At 70.7% G+C, this 15,475-nt stretch carries 14 protein-coding genes; 6 read left to right on the plus strand and 8 right to left on the minus strand.

Annotation, left to right across the window (positions count from 1 at the left end; translation table 11 throughout):
• Window positions 1-172: 172 nt before the first annotated feature.
• From L3i22_RS31345 to L3i22_RS31365, 5 genes are all read left to right on the plus strand, one after another.
• The gene (locus L3i22_RS31345; protein ID WP_221321108.1) at window positions 173-919 is read left to right on the plus strand and encodes a hypothetical protein; all 747 of its coding nucleotides are present in this window, start codon (window positions 173-175) and stop codon (window positions 917-919) included.
• 38 nt (window positions 920-957) lie between these two features.
• A complete protein-coding gene (locus tag L3i22_RS31350; protein WP_221321109.1) occupies window positions 958-1,254 on the plus strand; it encodes an antibiotic biosynthesis monooxygenase in 297 nt (98 codons plus the stop codon).
• Window positions 1,255-1,401: 147 nt separating this feature from the next.
• Window positions 1,402-2,295 carry a DedA family protein gene (locus tag L3i22_RS31355; RefSeq protein WP_221321110.1) on the plus strand — a complete coding sequence of 298 codons (894 nt, stop codon included), beginning with the start codon at window positions 1,402-1,404 and terminating at the stop codon, window positions 2,293-2,295.
• Window positions 2,296-2,370: 75 nt separating this feature from the next.
• Window positions 2,371-3,093, plus strand: a complete 723-nt coding sequence (locus L3i22_RS31360; RefSeq protein WP_255657303.1) for an SDR family NAD(P)-dependent oxidoreductase — start codon at window positions 2,371-2,373, stop codon at window positions 3,091-3,093.
• Between the two features lie 358 nt (window positions 3,094-3,451).
• On the plus strand, window positions 3,452-3,781 hold the full coding sequence (locus L3i22_RS31365) for an STAS domain-containing protein (protein ID WP_221321111.1): 330 nt from the start codon (window positions 3,452-3,454) through the stop codon (window positions 3,779-3,781).
• Window positions 3,782-3,969: 188 nt separating this feature from the next.
• On the opposite strand, the gene L3i22_RS31370 is transcribed toward L3i22_RS31365, so the two are convergent.
• Complete coding sequence (locus tag L3i22_RS31370; RefSeq protein WP_255657304.1) at window positions 3,970-4,521, minus strand: TetR/AcrR family transcriptional regulator; 552 nt, start codon at window positions 4,519-4,521, stop codon at window positions 3,970-3,972.
• A 72-nt stretch (window positions 4,522-4,593) separates the two neighbouring features.
• Here L3i22_RS31370 and L3i22_RS53830 point away from each other — a divergent pair, with 72 nt between their 5' ends.
• Window positions 4,594-5,850, plus strand: a complete 1,257-nt coding sequence (locus tag L3i22_RS53830) for an NADP-dependent oxidoreductase (protein ID WP_255657305.1) — start codon at window positions 4,594-4,596, stop codon at window positions 5,848-5,850.
• 545 nt (window positions 5,851-6,395) lie between these two features.
• On the opposite strand, the gene L3i22_RS31380 is transcribed toward L3i22_RS53830, so the two are convergent.
• The 7 genes from L3i22_RS31380 to L3i22_RS31415 form a co-directional block, all read right to left on the minus strand.
• The gene (locus L3i22_RS31380; protein WP_255657306.1) at window positions 6,396-7,022 is read right to left on the minus strand and encodes a TetR/AcrR family transcriptional regulator; all 627 of its coding nucleotides are present in this window, start codon (window positions 7,020-7,022) and stop codon (window positions 6,396-6,398) included.
• A gap of 187 nt (window positions 7,023-7,209) precedes the next feature.
• On the minus strand, window positions 7,210-7,953 hold the full coding sequence (locus L3i22_RS31385; RefSeq protein ID WP_221321113.1) for an ABC transporter ATP-binding protein: 744 nt from the start codon (window positions 7,951-7,953) through the stop codon (window positions 7,210-7,212).
• Between the two features lie 76 nt (window positions 7,954-8,029).
• Window positions 8,030-9,835: an ATP-binding cassette domain-containing protein gene (locus L3i22_RS31390; RefSeq protein WP_221321114.1), complete on the minus strand. Its 1,806-nt coding sequence runs from the start codon at window positions 9,833-9,835 to the stop codon at window positions 8,030-8,032.
• Entirely contained in the window at window positions 9,832-10,701 is an 870-nt protein-coding gene (locus tag L3i22_RS31395) for a branched-chain amino acid ABC transporter permease (protein ID WP_221321115.1), read from the minus strand. Before L3i22_RS31395 ends, L3i22_RS31390 begins: the two co-directional genes overlap by 4 nt.
• Window positions 10,702-10,706: 5 nt before the next feature.
• Window positions 10,707-11,852, minus strand: coding sequence for an ABC transporter substrate-binding protein (locus L3i22_RS31400; protein ID WP_221321116.1), 1,146 nt, complete (start codon window positions 11,850-11,852; stop codon window positions 10,707-10,709).
• Between the two features lie 15 nt (window positions 11,853-11,867).
• The gene (locus L3i22_RS53835; protein WP_255657307.1) at window positions 11,868-13,880 is read right to left on the minus strand and encodes a thiamine pyrophosphate-binding protein; all 2,013 of its coding nucleotides are present in this window, start codon (window positions 13,878-13,880) and stop codon (window positions 11,868-11,870) included.
• Window positions 13,880-15,355: an aldehyde dehydrogenase family protein gene (locus tag L3i22_RS31415; protein WP_221321117.1), complete on the minus strand. Its 1,476-nt coding sequence runs from the start codon at window positions 15,353-15,355 to the stop codon at window positions 13,880-13,882. The genes L3i22_RS53835 and L3i22_RS31415 overlap by 1 nt, the downstream gene beginning before the upstream one ends.
• Between the last annotated feature and the right edge of the window lie 120 nt (window positions 15,356-15,475).

Raw genomic sequence — 15,475 nt, forward strand, 5'->3', positions numbered from 1 at the left:
CCTCGCACGGACCGTCAGTCGCCCGCCGCCCCCGATCAGTTCCCGCCATGATCGACATCTCGGTGCTGATCGGATTCGATCTTTGCCGGACGACCGGGTTGAATACATCGCACGATGACCGCCGCGACACGGGGAGTATCCGGGGTCCGGCCAACCGTAACGGGGGACCCCTTTGGAACCGACCACGCCCGATGTCCCGGACACGCCGCCGGCACGGTGGACCCGCCCGGCGTTCGTGCTGCCCGTGGCGCTCGTCGTCGTACTCGTGGCCGGGGCGGTGCTGATCGCGATCGGCTCCGGCCGCGGCGACCGGCCCACCGGACCGGGCGCACCGCGGGCCGTCGGCACCACCGGGGCGGTCGATCCCGGCGGGGCGCTGTCCACGACCCTCCCGACGGTCGCTCCGGCGGGCGTCAGCTGGGAGCCGTTCGGCGGGACCAGCCTGCCGGTGAGCAGGACGGCCGGCCCGTCCTCGGTCCGGGGCGGCGTCGCCTCCGGCTACGCCCACTCCCCCGAAGGCGCCCTCATCGCGGTGGCGCAGATCAGCCTCCGGGCCGGTTACAGCTCCGGCCGCGAGTCCTGGGAACCGACCATCGAGCAGCAGTTCCTGCCCGATGCCGCCCGGGACCAGCTCCTGGCCGCGATCCGGGCGTACGAGGCCGGGCCGCAGACCGCCACCGGCGGCCGGCTGGGCCGGCTGGCCGGCTTCGTGTACCAGTCGTACAGCCCGGACACGGCCGTGATCGGGCTGGTCTACGACGCCGTCGTCGCGGGCACGACGGCGTACCAGGTCACCACGTTCACGGTCCGCTGGGTCGACGGCGACTGGCGGATGGTCGCCCCGCCCGGCGCCTCGTGGGCCTCGGTGAGCCGCCGGGCCACCGACCTGTCCGGCGTCGTGACGTGGGCGGCCGCCTGACCCGCGATGCCCCGGCTGCCGGCCTCTAGGGTGGGCGCATGACGGTGCAGTACATCCGGTACCGGATCCTCCACGACGCGGCCGGGTTCGAGGCGGCGCTCGGGCGGGCGGTGCGCGTCCTGGAGCAGGCGCCGCAGTGCGTGGACTACGAGCTGACCCGCGGCACCGACGACGGCACGTCCTACGTGCTGCGGATCACCTGGACCTCGGAGGGCCACCACCTGCGGGACTCCGGGTTCCTGGCCGCGACCCGCGAGTTCGCCGAGACGGTGCTGGAGACCCCACGCCACTACGAGCCCACGGCCGTCCGCGGCACCGGGTCCCACCAGGGCTGATCCCGGCCGGAAGTTCAACCCGGCGAAACCCCTGGGACGCCTTCGGATGGTGGTGTTATCCCTACCCAGATCGGCGGGTTCGCACCATCGAAGCGGTGCCGCCCTCATCCGTACGGTCGGTGACAACGGATTGAGGGAGGGACGCCGATGCTGCACCACCTGCTGCCACTGATCTGTTCACCGTGGCTCTACGTGATCGTCTTCGTGGCCGTGGCCATCGACGGGTTCTTCCCGGTCATGCCGTCCGAGACGCTGGTGATCGGCCTGTTCGCGCTCTCCGCGACCGGCTCACCGAACGTCTTCGCCCTGCTGGCCGTGGTGGCGGCCGGTGGGATCGCCGGGGACCGGATCACCTACCGGCTCGGGCGGCGGGCGGGGCGGCTCACCCGGGGCCGGATGGCGGAGGTCCGGACAAAGGGCGAAAGAGCGCTTCTCCGGTACGGCGGAGCGGCCATCCTGGTCGGGCGCTTCATTCCGTACGGGCGGACGGCGACGACCGTGACCGCCGGGTCGGCCGGTCTGCACCCGGCCAGGTTCCGGCTCTTCAGCGCGCTCGCCGGGCTGGCCTGGGCGGGGTATGCGCTCGGGCTGGGCCGGATCGGCGGGGCTACGTTCGCGCATCATCCGCTGGCCGGGGCCGGGTTCGGCATGCTGCTCGGCATGGTTCTGGCCGCCGTCTGCGCCCTGGTCGAGAAGCGCCGCAGCGCCACCCCGACCGCGGCCGAGACCTCCCGGAACGCCACACCGGCCGCCCTCGGAACATGCCCGGACACCACGCCGACCGCCGTCGGGACATGCCCAGACACCATGTCGGCTGCCCTCGTGACGTGCCTGAACACCACGCCGGCCGCAGCCGGGACCTGCCGGAACGCCACGCAAGCCACCGTCGAGAAGCGTCGGAGCGCCTCGCCGGAGCAGCCACGGCTGAGTCATCAGCGGACGCCGTGGCATCAGCCGGAGGTTCCGGTCGGCCTGCGCCGGGCGGTGCCGTGCCAGCCGAAGATGCACCGGATCCCGGAGCCGAGCGGACTCCCCGGCTGACCATCAGCCCCGGTGATGGCCGGCATCGGCGAATCCGGTCTTCCCGGAACTCCCGGCCACCCCGATCCTGGGACCGTGCGGGTCAACGGAAAGATCGTCGTGGTGACGGGCGCCGGCCAGGGGCAGGGCGCCGCCGAGGCGCGGCTGCTCGCCGCCGAGGGCGCCACCGTGATCGCCTGTGACATCAACGCCGGGCCGGGGATCCGGGAACTGGACGTCACCGACCCGGCCGGCTGGGCCGCCCTCGCGGCGGACCTGCGACAGCGCTACGGCCGGGTCGACGCCCTGGTCGCCAACGCCGGGATCACCTGGCGGGCCCGGCTCGGCGAGCTCGACCCGGCCGACCTGCGCCGCGTCTCGGACGTGAACGTCACCGGCACCCTGCTCGGTATCCAGGCGCTGACCCCGCTGATGACCGGGGGCGGTTCGATCGTCGTGGTCGGCTCGGTCGCCGCGCTGACCGGGCACTATCCGGTCGCGTACACCGCCAGCAAGTGGGCGCTGCGCGGACTCGCCAAGGCCGCGTGCCTGGAGCTCGGACCACGCGGCATCCGGGTCAACACGGTGCACCCCGGATACATCGAGACGCCGATGACCGCCTCCGCCGCCCCGGCGTTCCGGGACGCCAACGTCGCGGAGACCCCGCTCGGTCGTACCGGAACCAGCGACGAAGTCGCCCCCTTGATCTTGTTCTTGGTAAGCAACGAGTCATCGTTCATCACCGGCGCAGAGATCCCTGTCGACGGCGGCCTGACCGCCCACGGCGGCGTAAAGTCAATCAGCGACGCGATGGTGTAGCCCGCCAACACCGCGGCCACCATTCCGCACGTCCGCCAGCAGTGCGACGACCTTCAAGACCGACCCGACACCACGGCCACCCTCCCGCACGAGCGCCAGCGCCACGGCGACACTCCCGCTCAGGCGACAACACCACCCGGTCCAGCCAGCAGTGCGACGGGCGACGGGACCGGCCTGGCACCACGACTACCCTCCCCGCACGAGCGCTAGCGCCACGGCGACGCTCCCGCTCGGCTGACAACGCCGCCCGGCCCGGCCAGTGGTGCGATGAACGACGGGACCGGCCGGGGAATCACGTACTGTCGCTGATGTCAGCCCTATTTTTTCGCGCCGACGCCTTTCGACGCAGGAGAGATCCGTGGAGCACGATCACGCACTGCGCATCGGTGCGCCGGTGGCCGTCGACGGCCGGACGGTCCGCATCGATCTCGACGGTGAGCTCGACACTCCCAACACCGCGGCCTTCGTGACCGCTTTTCATCAGATCCTGGCCGACACGGCGGCGCCGTTGATCGAGCTCGGCGCGAGCCACCTGACATTCCTGGACTCGGCCGGGGTCCAGGCCCTGGTCGAATGCAAGAAAGCGGCAAGCGTAGCGGGCCGAGACGTGCTGGTGCGTGATCCGGTGCCGATCGTCCACCAGGTCCTGGCGATCACCGAACTGCTGGGCGACTTCGGCCTGGAGTGACGTATTCGGTCCCGCCTTGTTCCGGCGGTTTGTTTTTGCCGGTTTGTTTTTGCCGGTCGTTTTTCCGGTCTGTTTTCGGCGGAGTTTTTCTACCGGCTGGTTTGGTGGTTTGTTTCTACCGTTTGGTTTCGACGGTTTGTTTCGGTGGTTTGTTTCTGCCGGCAATTTCTGGTGGTTATTTTCGGCGGTTATTTTCGCCGAAGCCCCGCCAGGATCAAATCGCGGAGCTTGCCGATCACCGCACCACTCGTCTCCGGCGGCAGCCGGCGCAGCGACGCGATCGCGAGCAGCCCGGCCCGCACGTCGTCAGCGTCCACCCCGGCCCGCAGCACGCCCGCCTTCCGCGCCCGTTCGACCAGCGTGTTCAGCGCCCGCGAGTGCTCACGACGCTCCTCCGGAAACGCATCGTGCGCGCCGAACAGCGCCTCGTTGAGCGCCCGGTCGCTCGCCTGCCGGTCAGCGAACTCCCGGATCGTCCCCTCCAACGCCCGCCACGGATCCGGATCCTCGAGCGCCGCCCGCATCCGCTCGGAGCACTCCGCGACCCGCTCGGCGAGAACTGCCGTCAGCAGATCGGCCCGCGCCGGAAAATGTCGATAGAGGGTCGCGACACCGATCCCGGCCCGCCGCGCGACCGCCCGCATCGGCGCCTCGACACCATCGGCGGCAAACGTCTCCCGCGCCGCGCCGATAACCCGCTCCCGGTTGGCACGCGCGTCCGACCGCGGTATCCGAGACATTGCCGGCCGCCGCCCTTCTCACTTCGGTCGCGTTCCGGAACAGCTGCTCCGGTTCCGACTTACCGTACCGGCATGTTCGCTGTTCACTACACCGAGTTCGGTGGCCCGGAAGTCCTCCACCTCGCCGAAGCGGCTGCGCCGCACCCCCTTCAAAACCAAATTAGGGTACGAGTGAAGGCCGCCGGAGTCTCCCCGGTCGACGCCGCCCTGCGCTCCGGCCGTACCCCGATGAGCGCCCGCCTCGCGCTCCCGCACATTCCCGGGGTGGACGCGGCCGGCGTCGTCGACGAGATCGGTCCCGGCGTCACCGGGGTCGCACCGGGCGACGAGGTGTTCGGAAGCGTCGAGCTGGCCGGCCTGGGCGGCGCGTCCGCGGAGTTCGCGATCCTGCGGTCCTGGGCCCCGAAGCCGGCCACCATGCCGTGGGCGCAGGCAGGCGCAGCCGGCACCAGCGTCGAGACGGCAACCAGGGCGTTGGACCTGCTCGACGTACACCCAGGAATGACCCTCCTGATCGACGGCGCCGCCGGCGGTGTCGGCAGCGTAGCGGTGCAGCTGGCGGTAGCGCGGGGCGCCCGGGTGATCGGCACCGCCCGCCCGTCGAACCACGACTTCCTACGCAAACTCGGCGCCACCCCCATCACCTACGGCCCAGACCTACCCACCCGGGTGACCAGCACCAACCACCCCCTGAACCCGACCAGCGCAGGGGCCAACCGCGCGCTCGACCCGGCAGGTGCCCACCTCGACCACGCCCGCGACGTGGCCGGCACCCGCGACGTCCGCGCCCTGAACGCGGACGGTGCCCCTGCGGACCGCGCCCACAGTGCGGCGGGTGCACTCGACCACCACGCCCTGAACGCAGCCGGTGCCCGCGTGGATCGCGCCCTGGACGTGGCCGGTGCTGGCGTGGACCGCGCCCTCGACGCGGCGGGTCCCCGCGTGGACCGCGCCCTCGACGCGGCGGGTCCCCGCGTGGACCGCGCCCTCGACGCGGCGGGTCCCCGCGTGGATCGCGCCTTGGACGTGGCCGGCGCCGGCTCGCTACCGGAACTGATCAGCCTCACCGGCGATCCGGCGTCGGTACTCAGCCTGGCCGACTTCAGCGCGGCGTCGCACGGCGTGCGCCTCTCGATGGGCGAGCTGGCCGGCGAGCCACACGGCCGGCACGGCCTGCGGGCGGCGGCGGAGCTGTTCACGCAGGGCCGCTTCGTCATCCCGATCGAGGCCGAGTTCTCCCTGATGAACGCCGCCGCCGCACACACCGCCGTAGAGTCCGGATCCCGGCGCGGCAAAATCGTCCTGATCCTGGACGACCACCCAGCCTGACCTCAGTCGGTGCGGACGCGGCCCAGGTCGCGCCCGCACCACCTCACCTCGCGCCCAACCCCTCGCGCCCCCGCGCCACCACGCCTCGCGCCACCACGCCGTCGCGCCTCCGCGCCACCACGCCCCGCGCCACCACGCCCTCGCGCCTCCGCGCCTCGCGCCCCGCGCCACCACGCCCTCGCGCCTCCGCGCCTCGCGCCACCACGCCCTCGCGCCTCGCGCCCCGCGCCACCACGCCGTCGCGCCTCCGCGCCACCACGCCCCGCGCCACCACGCCCTCGCGCCTCCGCGCCTCGCGCCCCGCGCCACCACGCCCTCGCGCCTCCGCGCCTCGCGCCACCACGCCCTCGCGCCTCCGCGCCGCCACGCCGTCGCGCCCTCGCCCCGCCCGCGCCGCCACACCGCCCCGCCCCGCCACACCGTCGCGCCGCCACACCCTCGCGCCTCCGCGCCCCGAGCCCCGAGCCCCACGCTGCATTTCTCCACCGCCGACCCACCTCACCGCCGCGGCGCACCGCGTCGACCAGGAACTCAACCGGCGCAGCTCAGCGAGGAGGTCCTGACAGATCGGCCGCCGGAAGCGATCCGCCGCCCCGCGCGCTGACGTGCGCGACGACCAGGTCACCGATGGTCCGACGCAGATGATCACGCAGGGACGGATCCAGCAGATCCCGGCCGAAGATCGCCCGGAACGTATAGCGGTTGGCCCCCCGGAACACACAGAACGCACTGATGATCATATGAACGTCCAGCGCGTCCAGACCGTCCCGGATGACGCCCGCAGCCTGTCCCCGCTCCATGATCCGGGTAAGAACCTCCAGAGCCGGCGCGGCCAGAACCTCACGGGACTCCGAACGCTGCAGATGCCGCGCGTAGTGAATGTTCTCGATCGCCACCAGCCGGACGAAGTCCTGATGCGACTCATGGTGATCAAAGGTGAGCTCGGCCAGCTGCCGCAGCGCCTCGATCGGCTCCAGATGATCGACATCCAGCTGCTGCTCGAGCGAACGGATGTGCCGATACGCCTGCTCCAGAACGGCAAGAAACAAACCTTCCTTGCCACCGAAGTAGTAGTAGATCATCCGCTTCGTGGTCCGGGTCTTGGCCGCGATCTCGTCGACCCGCGCGCCCGCATAGCCCTGGTCGGCGAACTCCCGGGTCGCCACCTCCATGATCTCGGCGCGGGTGCGCTCGGGGTCCCGGACGCGCTCCTTGGCCGCCGGAGGTGGCGGAGTCGGCATGTTTGTTTCCTTCCGTTGGAACTTTCCTTCGAACTCTATGGTTTCCGGAGCCAGCGGTCGCGGACGCCGACGGCTTCAGCGGCCCGAGGTTTCCGTGGCCACGGATGCGGCCACGGAATCAGAGTCCGAGATAGATCCGCCTCACTTGCGGGTCGTGCCGGAGCCGATCCGCGGTACCGGTCATCGCGACCTCCCCGTTCTCGACGACCAGGCAGGTGCTGGTGGCCTCGAAGGTAAGTTTCGCGTTCTGCTCGACCAGCAGCAGACTTAATCCTTCCGCTCGCAGGCGCAACAGCACCGCGAGAATGTCCTCGACCAACTTCGGTGACAGGCCCATCGACGGCTCGTCGAGCAGCAACAGGCGCGGCTTCGACATCAGCGCCCTTCCGATCGCGAGCATCTGCTGCTGGCCCCCGGAGAGCGCGCCGGCGAGCCGCCCGCGCATCTCGCCGAGCACCGGGAACAGCTCGTACACCTCGCCGAGGGTCGCGCGGGTCTCCGCGTTCCATTTCCGCGCGTAGGCACCCAGCAGAAGGTTCTTTTCGACGGACAGCCCGGCGAACACGTGCCGCCCTTCGGGGACGTAGCCGATCCCGTGCCGGACCATGTCACGAGCACTGACCCGGCCCAGGTCGACGTCGCCGAACCGCAGCGCCGTGACCGTCCGCGGCACCAACCCCATGATCGCCTTCAACGCCGAGGTCTTCCCCGCACCGTTGGCCCCGATCACACCGACGGCATCCCCCGCCGGAACCTCAAAACCCAGATTGCGTACGGCGCAGACGCCGCCGTAATGCACGGTCAGCCCCTCAACGGTCAGCGTCCGGCCGGTAGTCACCGGCGCAGTGGGCGCCGCGGTCATCACACCACCTCCAGATTCAGCCGCACCCAGCGACCCGCAACCATCGCTCCGGGCAGCCACAGACGAGACATCACCGTCATCGCGTCACCTCCGAGATCGGCGGCAGGTCGTCCGAGGACATCGAATCCCCGAGGTACGCCTCGATCACCGCGGGCGTCCGGGCCACCTCGGCCGGCGTCCCCTCCGCGATGATCCGCCCGCTGGCCAGCACCGTCACCCGCTCGCACAGCGACATGACCAGCCCCATGTTGTGCTCGATGATGATCACCGTGATGCCGCTGTCCCGGATCGAGCGCACGATCTCGGCGAGTTGCCGCACCTCCTCGCCGTTCAGGCCGGCGGCCGGCTCGTCCAGCAGCAGCAGGGCCGGCCCGGCGGCGACCGCCCGGGCGATCTCGACACGCCGCTGGATGCCGTAGGGCAGCGACTTCGGGGCCAGCCCGGCGAACTCGGTGAGGCCGTACCGGTCGAGCACGTCCCGGGCCTGCCGGTGCAGCACCCGGTCCCGGCGCAGCACGCTGACCGGCCGCAGCAGATACCGCCAGCTCTCCCGGGTCCGGCTGCGGTCCTGCGCGACAAGGATATTTTCTTCGACGGACAGGTCGCCGAAGAGCCGCAGGTTCTGGAACGTCCGCGACATCCCGGCGCGCGCCAGCCGGTAGGGCGCGCTGCCGGTCCGATCGCTGCCCCGGAACCGGACCCGGCCGCGGGTCGGCCGGTACAGCCCGCTGACCACGTTGAACAGGGTGGTCTTGCCGGAGCCGTTGGGGCCGACGATGCCCCGGATCTCGCCGGCCGCCACGGTCAGCGAGACGTCGTCGAGGGCTTTCAGACCGCGGAACTGTTTGGTCACCTGGTCGACCTGAAGAATGTTTTCGCCGTCCGGGCGGGACTGCTCCACCTCGTACGGATGGAAGGGTCGTAATTGCGCGGCAGCGCCCTGATGCCCACGGCGGCGGGCGACGGCCGCGCGGACCCGGACCGGCAGCCCGGCCAGACCGGTGGGGGCGAAGACCACCACCAGGACGACCACCGATCCGTACGCGATCTGGGCGATCTGTGGGTGATCGACGAGCGCCTCCCGGACCAGGGACAGGCCCACCGCGCCGACCACGCAGCCGACCAGGCTCTGCCGGCCGCCGATGATCACCATGCCGAGCAGCAGGAACATGTTGGCGATGTTGAAAGATTCCGGCGCCACGTAGCGGATCAGTCCCGCGTAGAGCACGCCGCCGACTCCGCCGTAGACGCTGGCCAGCATGAACGCGGTCATCCGCAGCACCGGGACCTCGGCGCCGAGCGAGCCGGCGGCGAGCGCGTCGTCGCGCATCGCGCGCATCCGCCGCCCCAGGCTGGTCCGGACGACGAAAAGTCCGAACGCGAGCAGGACCGCGAAGACAATTATCTCCAGGTAGTAGTAGAGATATTCGCTGGAGAGATCGACGCCGGGAATTTCCGGCACCGGGATCCCGGAGATGCCCTCGGCGCCGCCGGAAACCTGCGCGTTGGTGACCCAGCTGGTGAACGCGAGCGCCAGCCCGAGCGTGACGATGCCCAGGTAATGCGACTGCACGCGCAGCGCGGGGACACCGATGACCAGGCCGATCAGCACGGTGGCCAGGACCGCCAGGACCGCCGAGACCCAGAAGCCGAAGCCGGCCTTCGTGGTGAGAATTGCCGTCACATAGGCGCCGACGCCGAAAACCGCCACCTGGGCCAGGTTGACCTGCCCGGCGATGCCCATCGCCAGGCCGAGCCCGATCGCCAGGACCGCGAAGATCAGGATGACGTCGACGACGTGGATGGCGTAGGAGTCCAGGCCGTAGGGCAGCAGCCAGGCCGCGATCGCGGCGGCCGCCAGCAGCAGGATCTTCGTTCTCATGCCCGGTTCACCGTCCGCTCGCCGAAGATGCCGGTCGGGCGCACCATGATGATCACCGTGAAGACGATGAAGGTGACCAGTTCGGAGTAACCCTGGAAGTGCCCGGCGGTGAACGAGTCGAGGATGCCGATGGCGAGGCCGCCGACGATCGCGCCGGGGATGCTGCCGAAGCCACCGAGGATCGCCGCGGCGAAGCCCTTGATGCCGAGCGCGCCGCCGAGCGCCGGGCTGACGTAGAGCAGCGGGCCGACCAGGCCGCCGGCCAGCGCGGCGAGACCGCCACCGATCATGAAGGCGATCGCGTTGCTGCGCCCGACGTGGATGCCGACCGCGGTGGCCGCCTCGTGGTCCATGGCGACGGCCTGCATCGCGGCACCGCGTTTGGTCCGGGAGAGGAAAAGAACCAACAGGATCGTGGCGACCGCCGCGATGGCGAGCACCACCAGGTCGTACGTCCGGATCCGCAGCCCGAACACGTCGAGCGGCTCGGCCGGCACCGGCGACGGGACGGCCCGCCCGGTGGCGCCCCAGATCGCGATCACCAGGGCGTCCAGGACGATGCCGAAGCCGATCGTGCCGATCAGCATCAGGTCGAAGTCGCGGTTCTCCAACGGGCGCAGGACCCGTTCGATGACCAGGCCGATCATCCCGGTCACGGCGATGGCGGCGATCATCGCCAGGGCGAACGGCAGCTTGCTGGTCAGGTAGAAGGTGGACGCGAGATAGGCGCCGACGGTGACGACGTTGCCGTGGGCGAAGTTGACCAGGCCCATGGTGCGGTAGACGAGCGAGAAGCCCAGCGCCACCAGGGCGTAGACGGCGCCGAGACTGACGCCGCCCACGATCGTCTGAAGAAAGACCTGCATGCTGGTCAGCCCGTGACCGCGACGAGCTTGCCGTTCTGGATGGTGCCGATCGAGGTGGCGAAGATGCCGACGCCGGTCTGGTCGAAGGCGAAGTCGCCGAGCAGCCCCTGGTACTTGGTGGCGCGGATGGCGTCGGCGAGGGCCTTGCCGGTGCCCACGTTGCTGGACTTGAGAGCGGTCAGCATGATCTGCGTACCGTCGTAGGCCTTCGCCCCGTGCAGCTCGGCATCCTCGTTGTACTTCGCCTTGTAGGCGGCGGCGAATTTCTTCGACGCGTCGCTGACGTCGTTGCTCAGGTACGGCGAGCTGACGATCGTCTTCTCGGCTGCCTTCGCCCCTGCGGTGTCCAGGAAGACCGGGGTGCCCTGCGGTGCGGCGCCGGCGAACGGGACGGTGATGCCCAGGTCGCGGGCCTGTTTGACGATCAGGCCGGATTCGACCTCCTCGGCACCGACGAAAATTACCTGCGGGTTCTTCTGCCGGATGCCGGTGAGGACGGCGGAGAAGTCCTTCTGGTCGGTGGTGACCACCTGGTCGGCGACCGGGGTGATGTTCCGGCTCTTCAGGGACTTGAGGAACGCGTCGTGCTCACCCTTGCCGTACGAGCCGTTGTTGGTGATCATCGCGATGGTCTTCAGGCCCTGCTGGTCGACGACGTACTTGGCGAGGGTCTCGTCGTACGTCGTGCTGGTCGGCCCGTTGAGGAACAGGAATTCGGAGCCGACCGCGACCAGGCCGGGCGACTGGCCGGAGGTGATGTTCGGGATCTCGGCCTGCTTGAGGATGGGCGCCATCGCGATGGTCACCGCGCTCTCCGCGGTGCCGATCATCGCGAGGTAGTTCTCACTGTCGATCTTGCGGGCCAGGGTGGTGCCGGTGGTCGGGTCGCCCTGGTCGTCGAAGACGTCGAGCTGGATCTGGCGGCCGTTGATGCCGCCGGCCGCGTTCCACTCGTCGACGGCGAGCCGGGCGCCCTTGAGCTCCCACGCGCCGAGCGAGCTGAGCTGGCCGCTCTGCGCGTCGACCAAGGCAATCTTGATCGGGCCGTTGCCGGACGTGGCCTTGTCGTCGTTGCTGCCGGGGGCGCTGCAGGCGGCGGCGCCCATCAGGAGGAGAACGGAGATTATGGTGGTGGCGCGAAGTCGGGGCACGTTCGTCTCACCTCTCTATTCGAATACACCTTGGTAAATGTCCTTGATGTTCCAATGGCCGGGCGTGGGAACGGGCTCGTTGACCATCGGGACGTCGATGACGGCCGGGCGGCGGCGCTGCACCGCGGACTTCAGCGCCTTCTCGAGATCGCCGGGCTCGGCGACGTCGTAGCCGTCCAGGCCGCAGGCCCGCCCGAGGGCGGCGAAATCGGGGCTGTACGGATTGCCGTCCGGGTCGGTGAAGTCGCAGCCGTAGCTGCGGCCGAAGAAGCTGGACTGCAGGTCGGAGATGGTCCCGTGGGCGCGGTTGTTCATCACCAGGAAGATCACCGGCAGGCCCTGTTCGACGGCCATCGGCAGCGCCGGGAGCTGGGCGCTCATCCCACCGTCGCCGATCAGCGCGACCACCACCCGGTCCGGCTCGGCGATCTGGACGCCGAGCGCCGCGGCCGGGCCGAAACCCATCGTGGAGGCGCCGCCCGGGGTGATGAACCGGCCCGCGGCCGGGAGCGGGTAGCACTGGGCCACGCCGTTCTTGTTCCAGCCGACGTCGGTGACCAGGACCGCGTTGTCCGGCAGGTTCGCGCGGAGGTCGGCGAGGATCCGCTCGGGGCGCAGCGGGAACTGGTCGCCGCGGCCGCGTTCCGCGCTGTCGGCGAAAAGTTTCGTGCGCGCGGTGACGATCCGCTCGCGCAGGCCCGGTTGTTTCTTTCCTCCGGGGCGGTGGCGGCGGACGGCGGCGAGAATCTGCTCGACGGCGCGGGTGGCGTCGGCGACCGCGCCGATCTCGACCGGGTAGTTGCGGCCGATCTCGGCCGGGTCGATGTCGATCTGGATGAGCCGGGTCGGCGGGAACCGCCAGGTGTAGTCCGGGTCCCAGGAGCTGGCGTCGGTCTCGGCGAAGCGGGTGCCGATGGCCAGCACGAGGTCGGCGTTGCGGGCGTAGTCGTTGGTTTCTTTCAGGCCCCAGAAGCCGGGCATGCCGAGGAGCAGGGGGTGGTCGTCGGGGAGGGTGCCCTTGGCCATCAGGGAGTGGGCGACCGGGATGTCCAGGTGCTCGGCGAGCTCCTGAAGAATCTTTTCGCCGCCTCCGCCAACCGCACGGCCCCCGCCAAATGCACCTCCCCCGCCACCAGCGCCGCCCCCGCCTTGCGGACCGCCCGCGCCTTGCGGACCGCCCGCGCCTTGCGGACCGCGCACGCCGCCCTCACCACGTGCGCCTTGCGGGCCGCGCACCTCTCCGCTCGATCCATCTGGCCCGGCCCCCGCACGCGCGCCGCCATCCGGCCCAGCCTCCGCACGCGCGCCGCCATCCGACCCAGCCTGCGGACCCGCGCCGCCATCCGCCTCACCGCGCAAGCCCCCGACCTCGCCCCGCAGCCCGCCCCCGAGATAGATCAGCGGCCGTTCGGCTGCCACGAGCGCCGCCGCGATCCGCTCCGCGTCCGCCACCGACAGATCCGGCCGCGTCACCACCCGCGGCAGTGGGTAACTTCCCGCCGGCAACGGCCGGTTGAAAATATCCATCGGCACGTTGAGCAGCACCGCACCCGGCCGCCCGCTGGTCGCCGTCCAGAACGCCCGCTCGGTGAACCGCGGCAGATCCTCGACCCGATGCACGTGCCAGGCGCGTTTCACGAACGGGCGATAGATCGCCGTCTGGTCCGCATCGGCGTGCAGGTTCACTTCCTGGTGCGGATGCCGCCCGTACAGATAGGAAGGAATGTCCCCGGAGATCGCGACGAGCGGCACCGAGTCCATGGCTGCCGTCGCCACCCCGGTGACCGCGTTCATCATGCCCGGCCCGACGTGCATCAGGACGACGCCGGGCCGCCCGGTCGCGCGGGCGTAGCCGTCGGCGGCGTGCGCGGCGGTCTGCTCGTGCCGGGCGATGACGAACTCGATGTCACTCCTGCCGATCGCGTCGAGCAGCGCGATGTTGGTATGCCCGCAGGTGCCGAAAACTTTCGTCACCCCGTAAGCGGTGAGCTGGTCGACCAGGGCGCCGGCGCCGGTCCGCGTCTCCATCAGTTCTCCCCCCAGATCGACATCCCGCGCACCAGCAGCGTCTTGATCACCGTGTAGTCCTCGACCATGCAGCGCGGCGACTCCCGCCCGAACCCGGAGTCCTTGACCCCGCCGAACGGCACGTGGTCGAGCCGGTAGTTCGACGAGCCGTTCACGATCAGGCCGCCCACCTCGAGCTCGCGCCAGGCGGTGAGGATCCGCCCGATGTCGCGGGTGAAAATTCCCGCCTGCAACCCGAAGCTGCTGGCGTTGCAGGTTTCCAACACCGACTCGAAGCTGTCGTACGGCAGCACGGTCACCAAGGCGCCGAAAACTTCCTTCGTCACCACCTTGTCGTCGGCGCGCGGCCCGGCCACCACGGTCGGCGCCAGCGTCGCGCCGTCCCGGCTCCCGCCGACGGTGATCCGCGCGCCCCCGCCCACCGCCTCGGTCGCCCAGCCGAGCACCCGCGCGGCCGCCCGCTCGTCCACCATCGACCCCACGTCGGTCGCCGGGTCCAGCGGATCGCCGACCGTCAGCGCCGCCACCTCGGCCGTCAGCTGGTCCACGAAGGCGTCGAAGTGCTCCCGCACCACGTAGACCCGCTGCACGGAGATGCAGCTCTGCCCCGAGTTGGTGTATCCGGTCCGCGCGCACACCCGCGCGGCCTCGCCCAGGTCCGCGTCCTCGCAGACGATCGTCGCCGCGTTCCCGCCGAGCTCCAGCACCAGACGTTTGGCCCCGGCCGCCCGGGCCACGGCGGCACCGGTCTCCGCGCTGCCGGTGAAGCTGATGACGGAAATCTCCGCCGCCGCGCAGAGCGCCGCGCCGACGTCACCGCCACCGTGCAGCAACTGGACGGATTCCACCGGCGCGCCCGCCTCGAGCAGCAGCGCGACCAGCGCGGCCGACACCGCAGGCGCCTGTGGCGGCGCTTTGACGACGGTGCTGTTCCCGGCGGCGAACGACGCGCCGAGCTTGTGCGCGAGCAGGTTCGCGGGCGCGTTGAACGGCGTGATCGCGAGCGCCACCCCGGCCGGCGCCCGGTAGGTCAGCGCGGTGTTGCCGACCCCGCGCGCCCAGCCGGCCACCGGCAGCAGATCGCCGCCGATCTGCCGGGCCTCGGCGGCGCAGACCGCGAACGTGTCGGCGACCCGGTCCAGCTCGCCCCGGCCGTCCTTGACCGGTTTTCCCAGCTCAAGGGCGACGAGCCGGGCGAATTCGTCGCGCCGCTCGGTGGCGAGCACCGCGGCGCGTTCCAGGATGCCGGCCCGGGTGGCCGGGGCGAGCCGCGCGATCGTGCGGGCGCCGGCCTTCGCGTACTCACCGGCGAGGGCGACGTCGGCGGGCTCGGCGACCCGGGCGCGGCTGACGACGGCCCGGGTGTAGGGGCCGACACGCTCGGCCGCGGGACCGTCGCCGAGCCACTTTCCGGCGAGCAGCGACGGTGCCGTGACAACGGTGCCGGGCGGGGTGTCGAGGATGGCGGACAGCATCGAGACCTCCAGAGGGTCCGCTACACGGACCGCAAATGGCTTTCTGGACCACTGTGTGGACTCCGGTGTAACGTACGGTTGGCCGCGAGCCGAAGGCAATAGGCGGACGTCGAAAAGTTA

Origin of the sequence: Actinoplanes sp. L3-i22, from assembly GCF_019704555.1 — a bacterium.
In the GTDB taxonomy this organism is placed as follows: domain Bacteria; phylum Actinomycetota; class Actinomycetes; order Mycobacteriales; family Micromonosporaceae; genus Actinoplanes.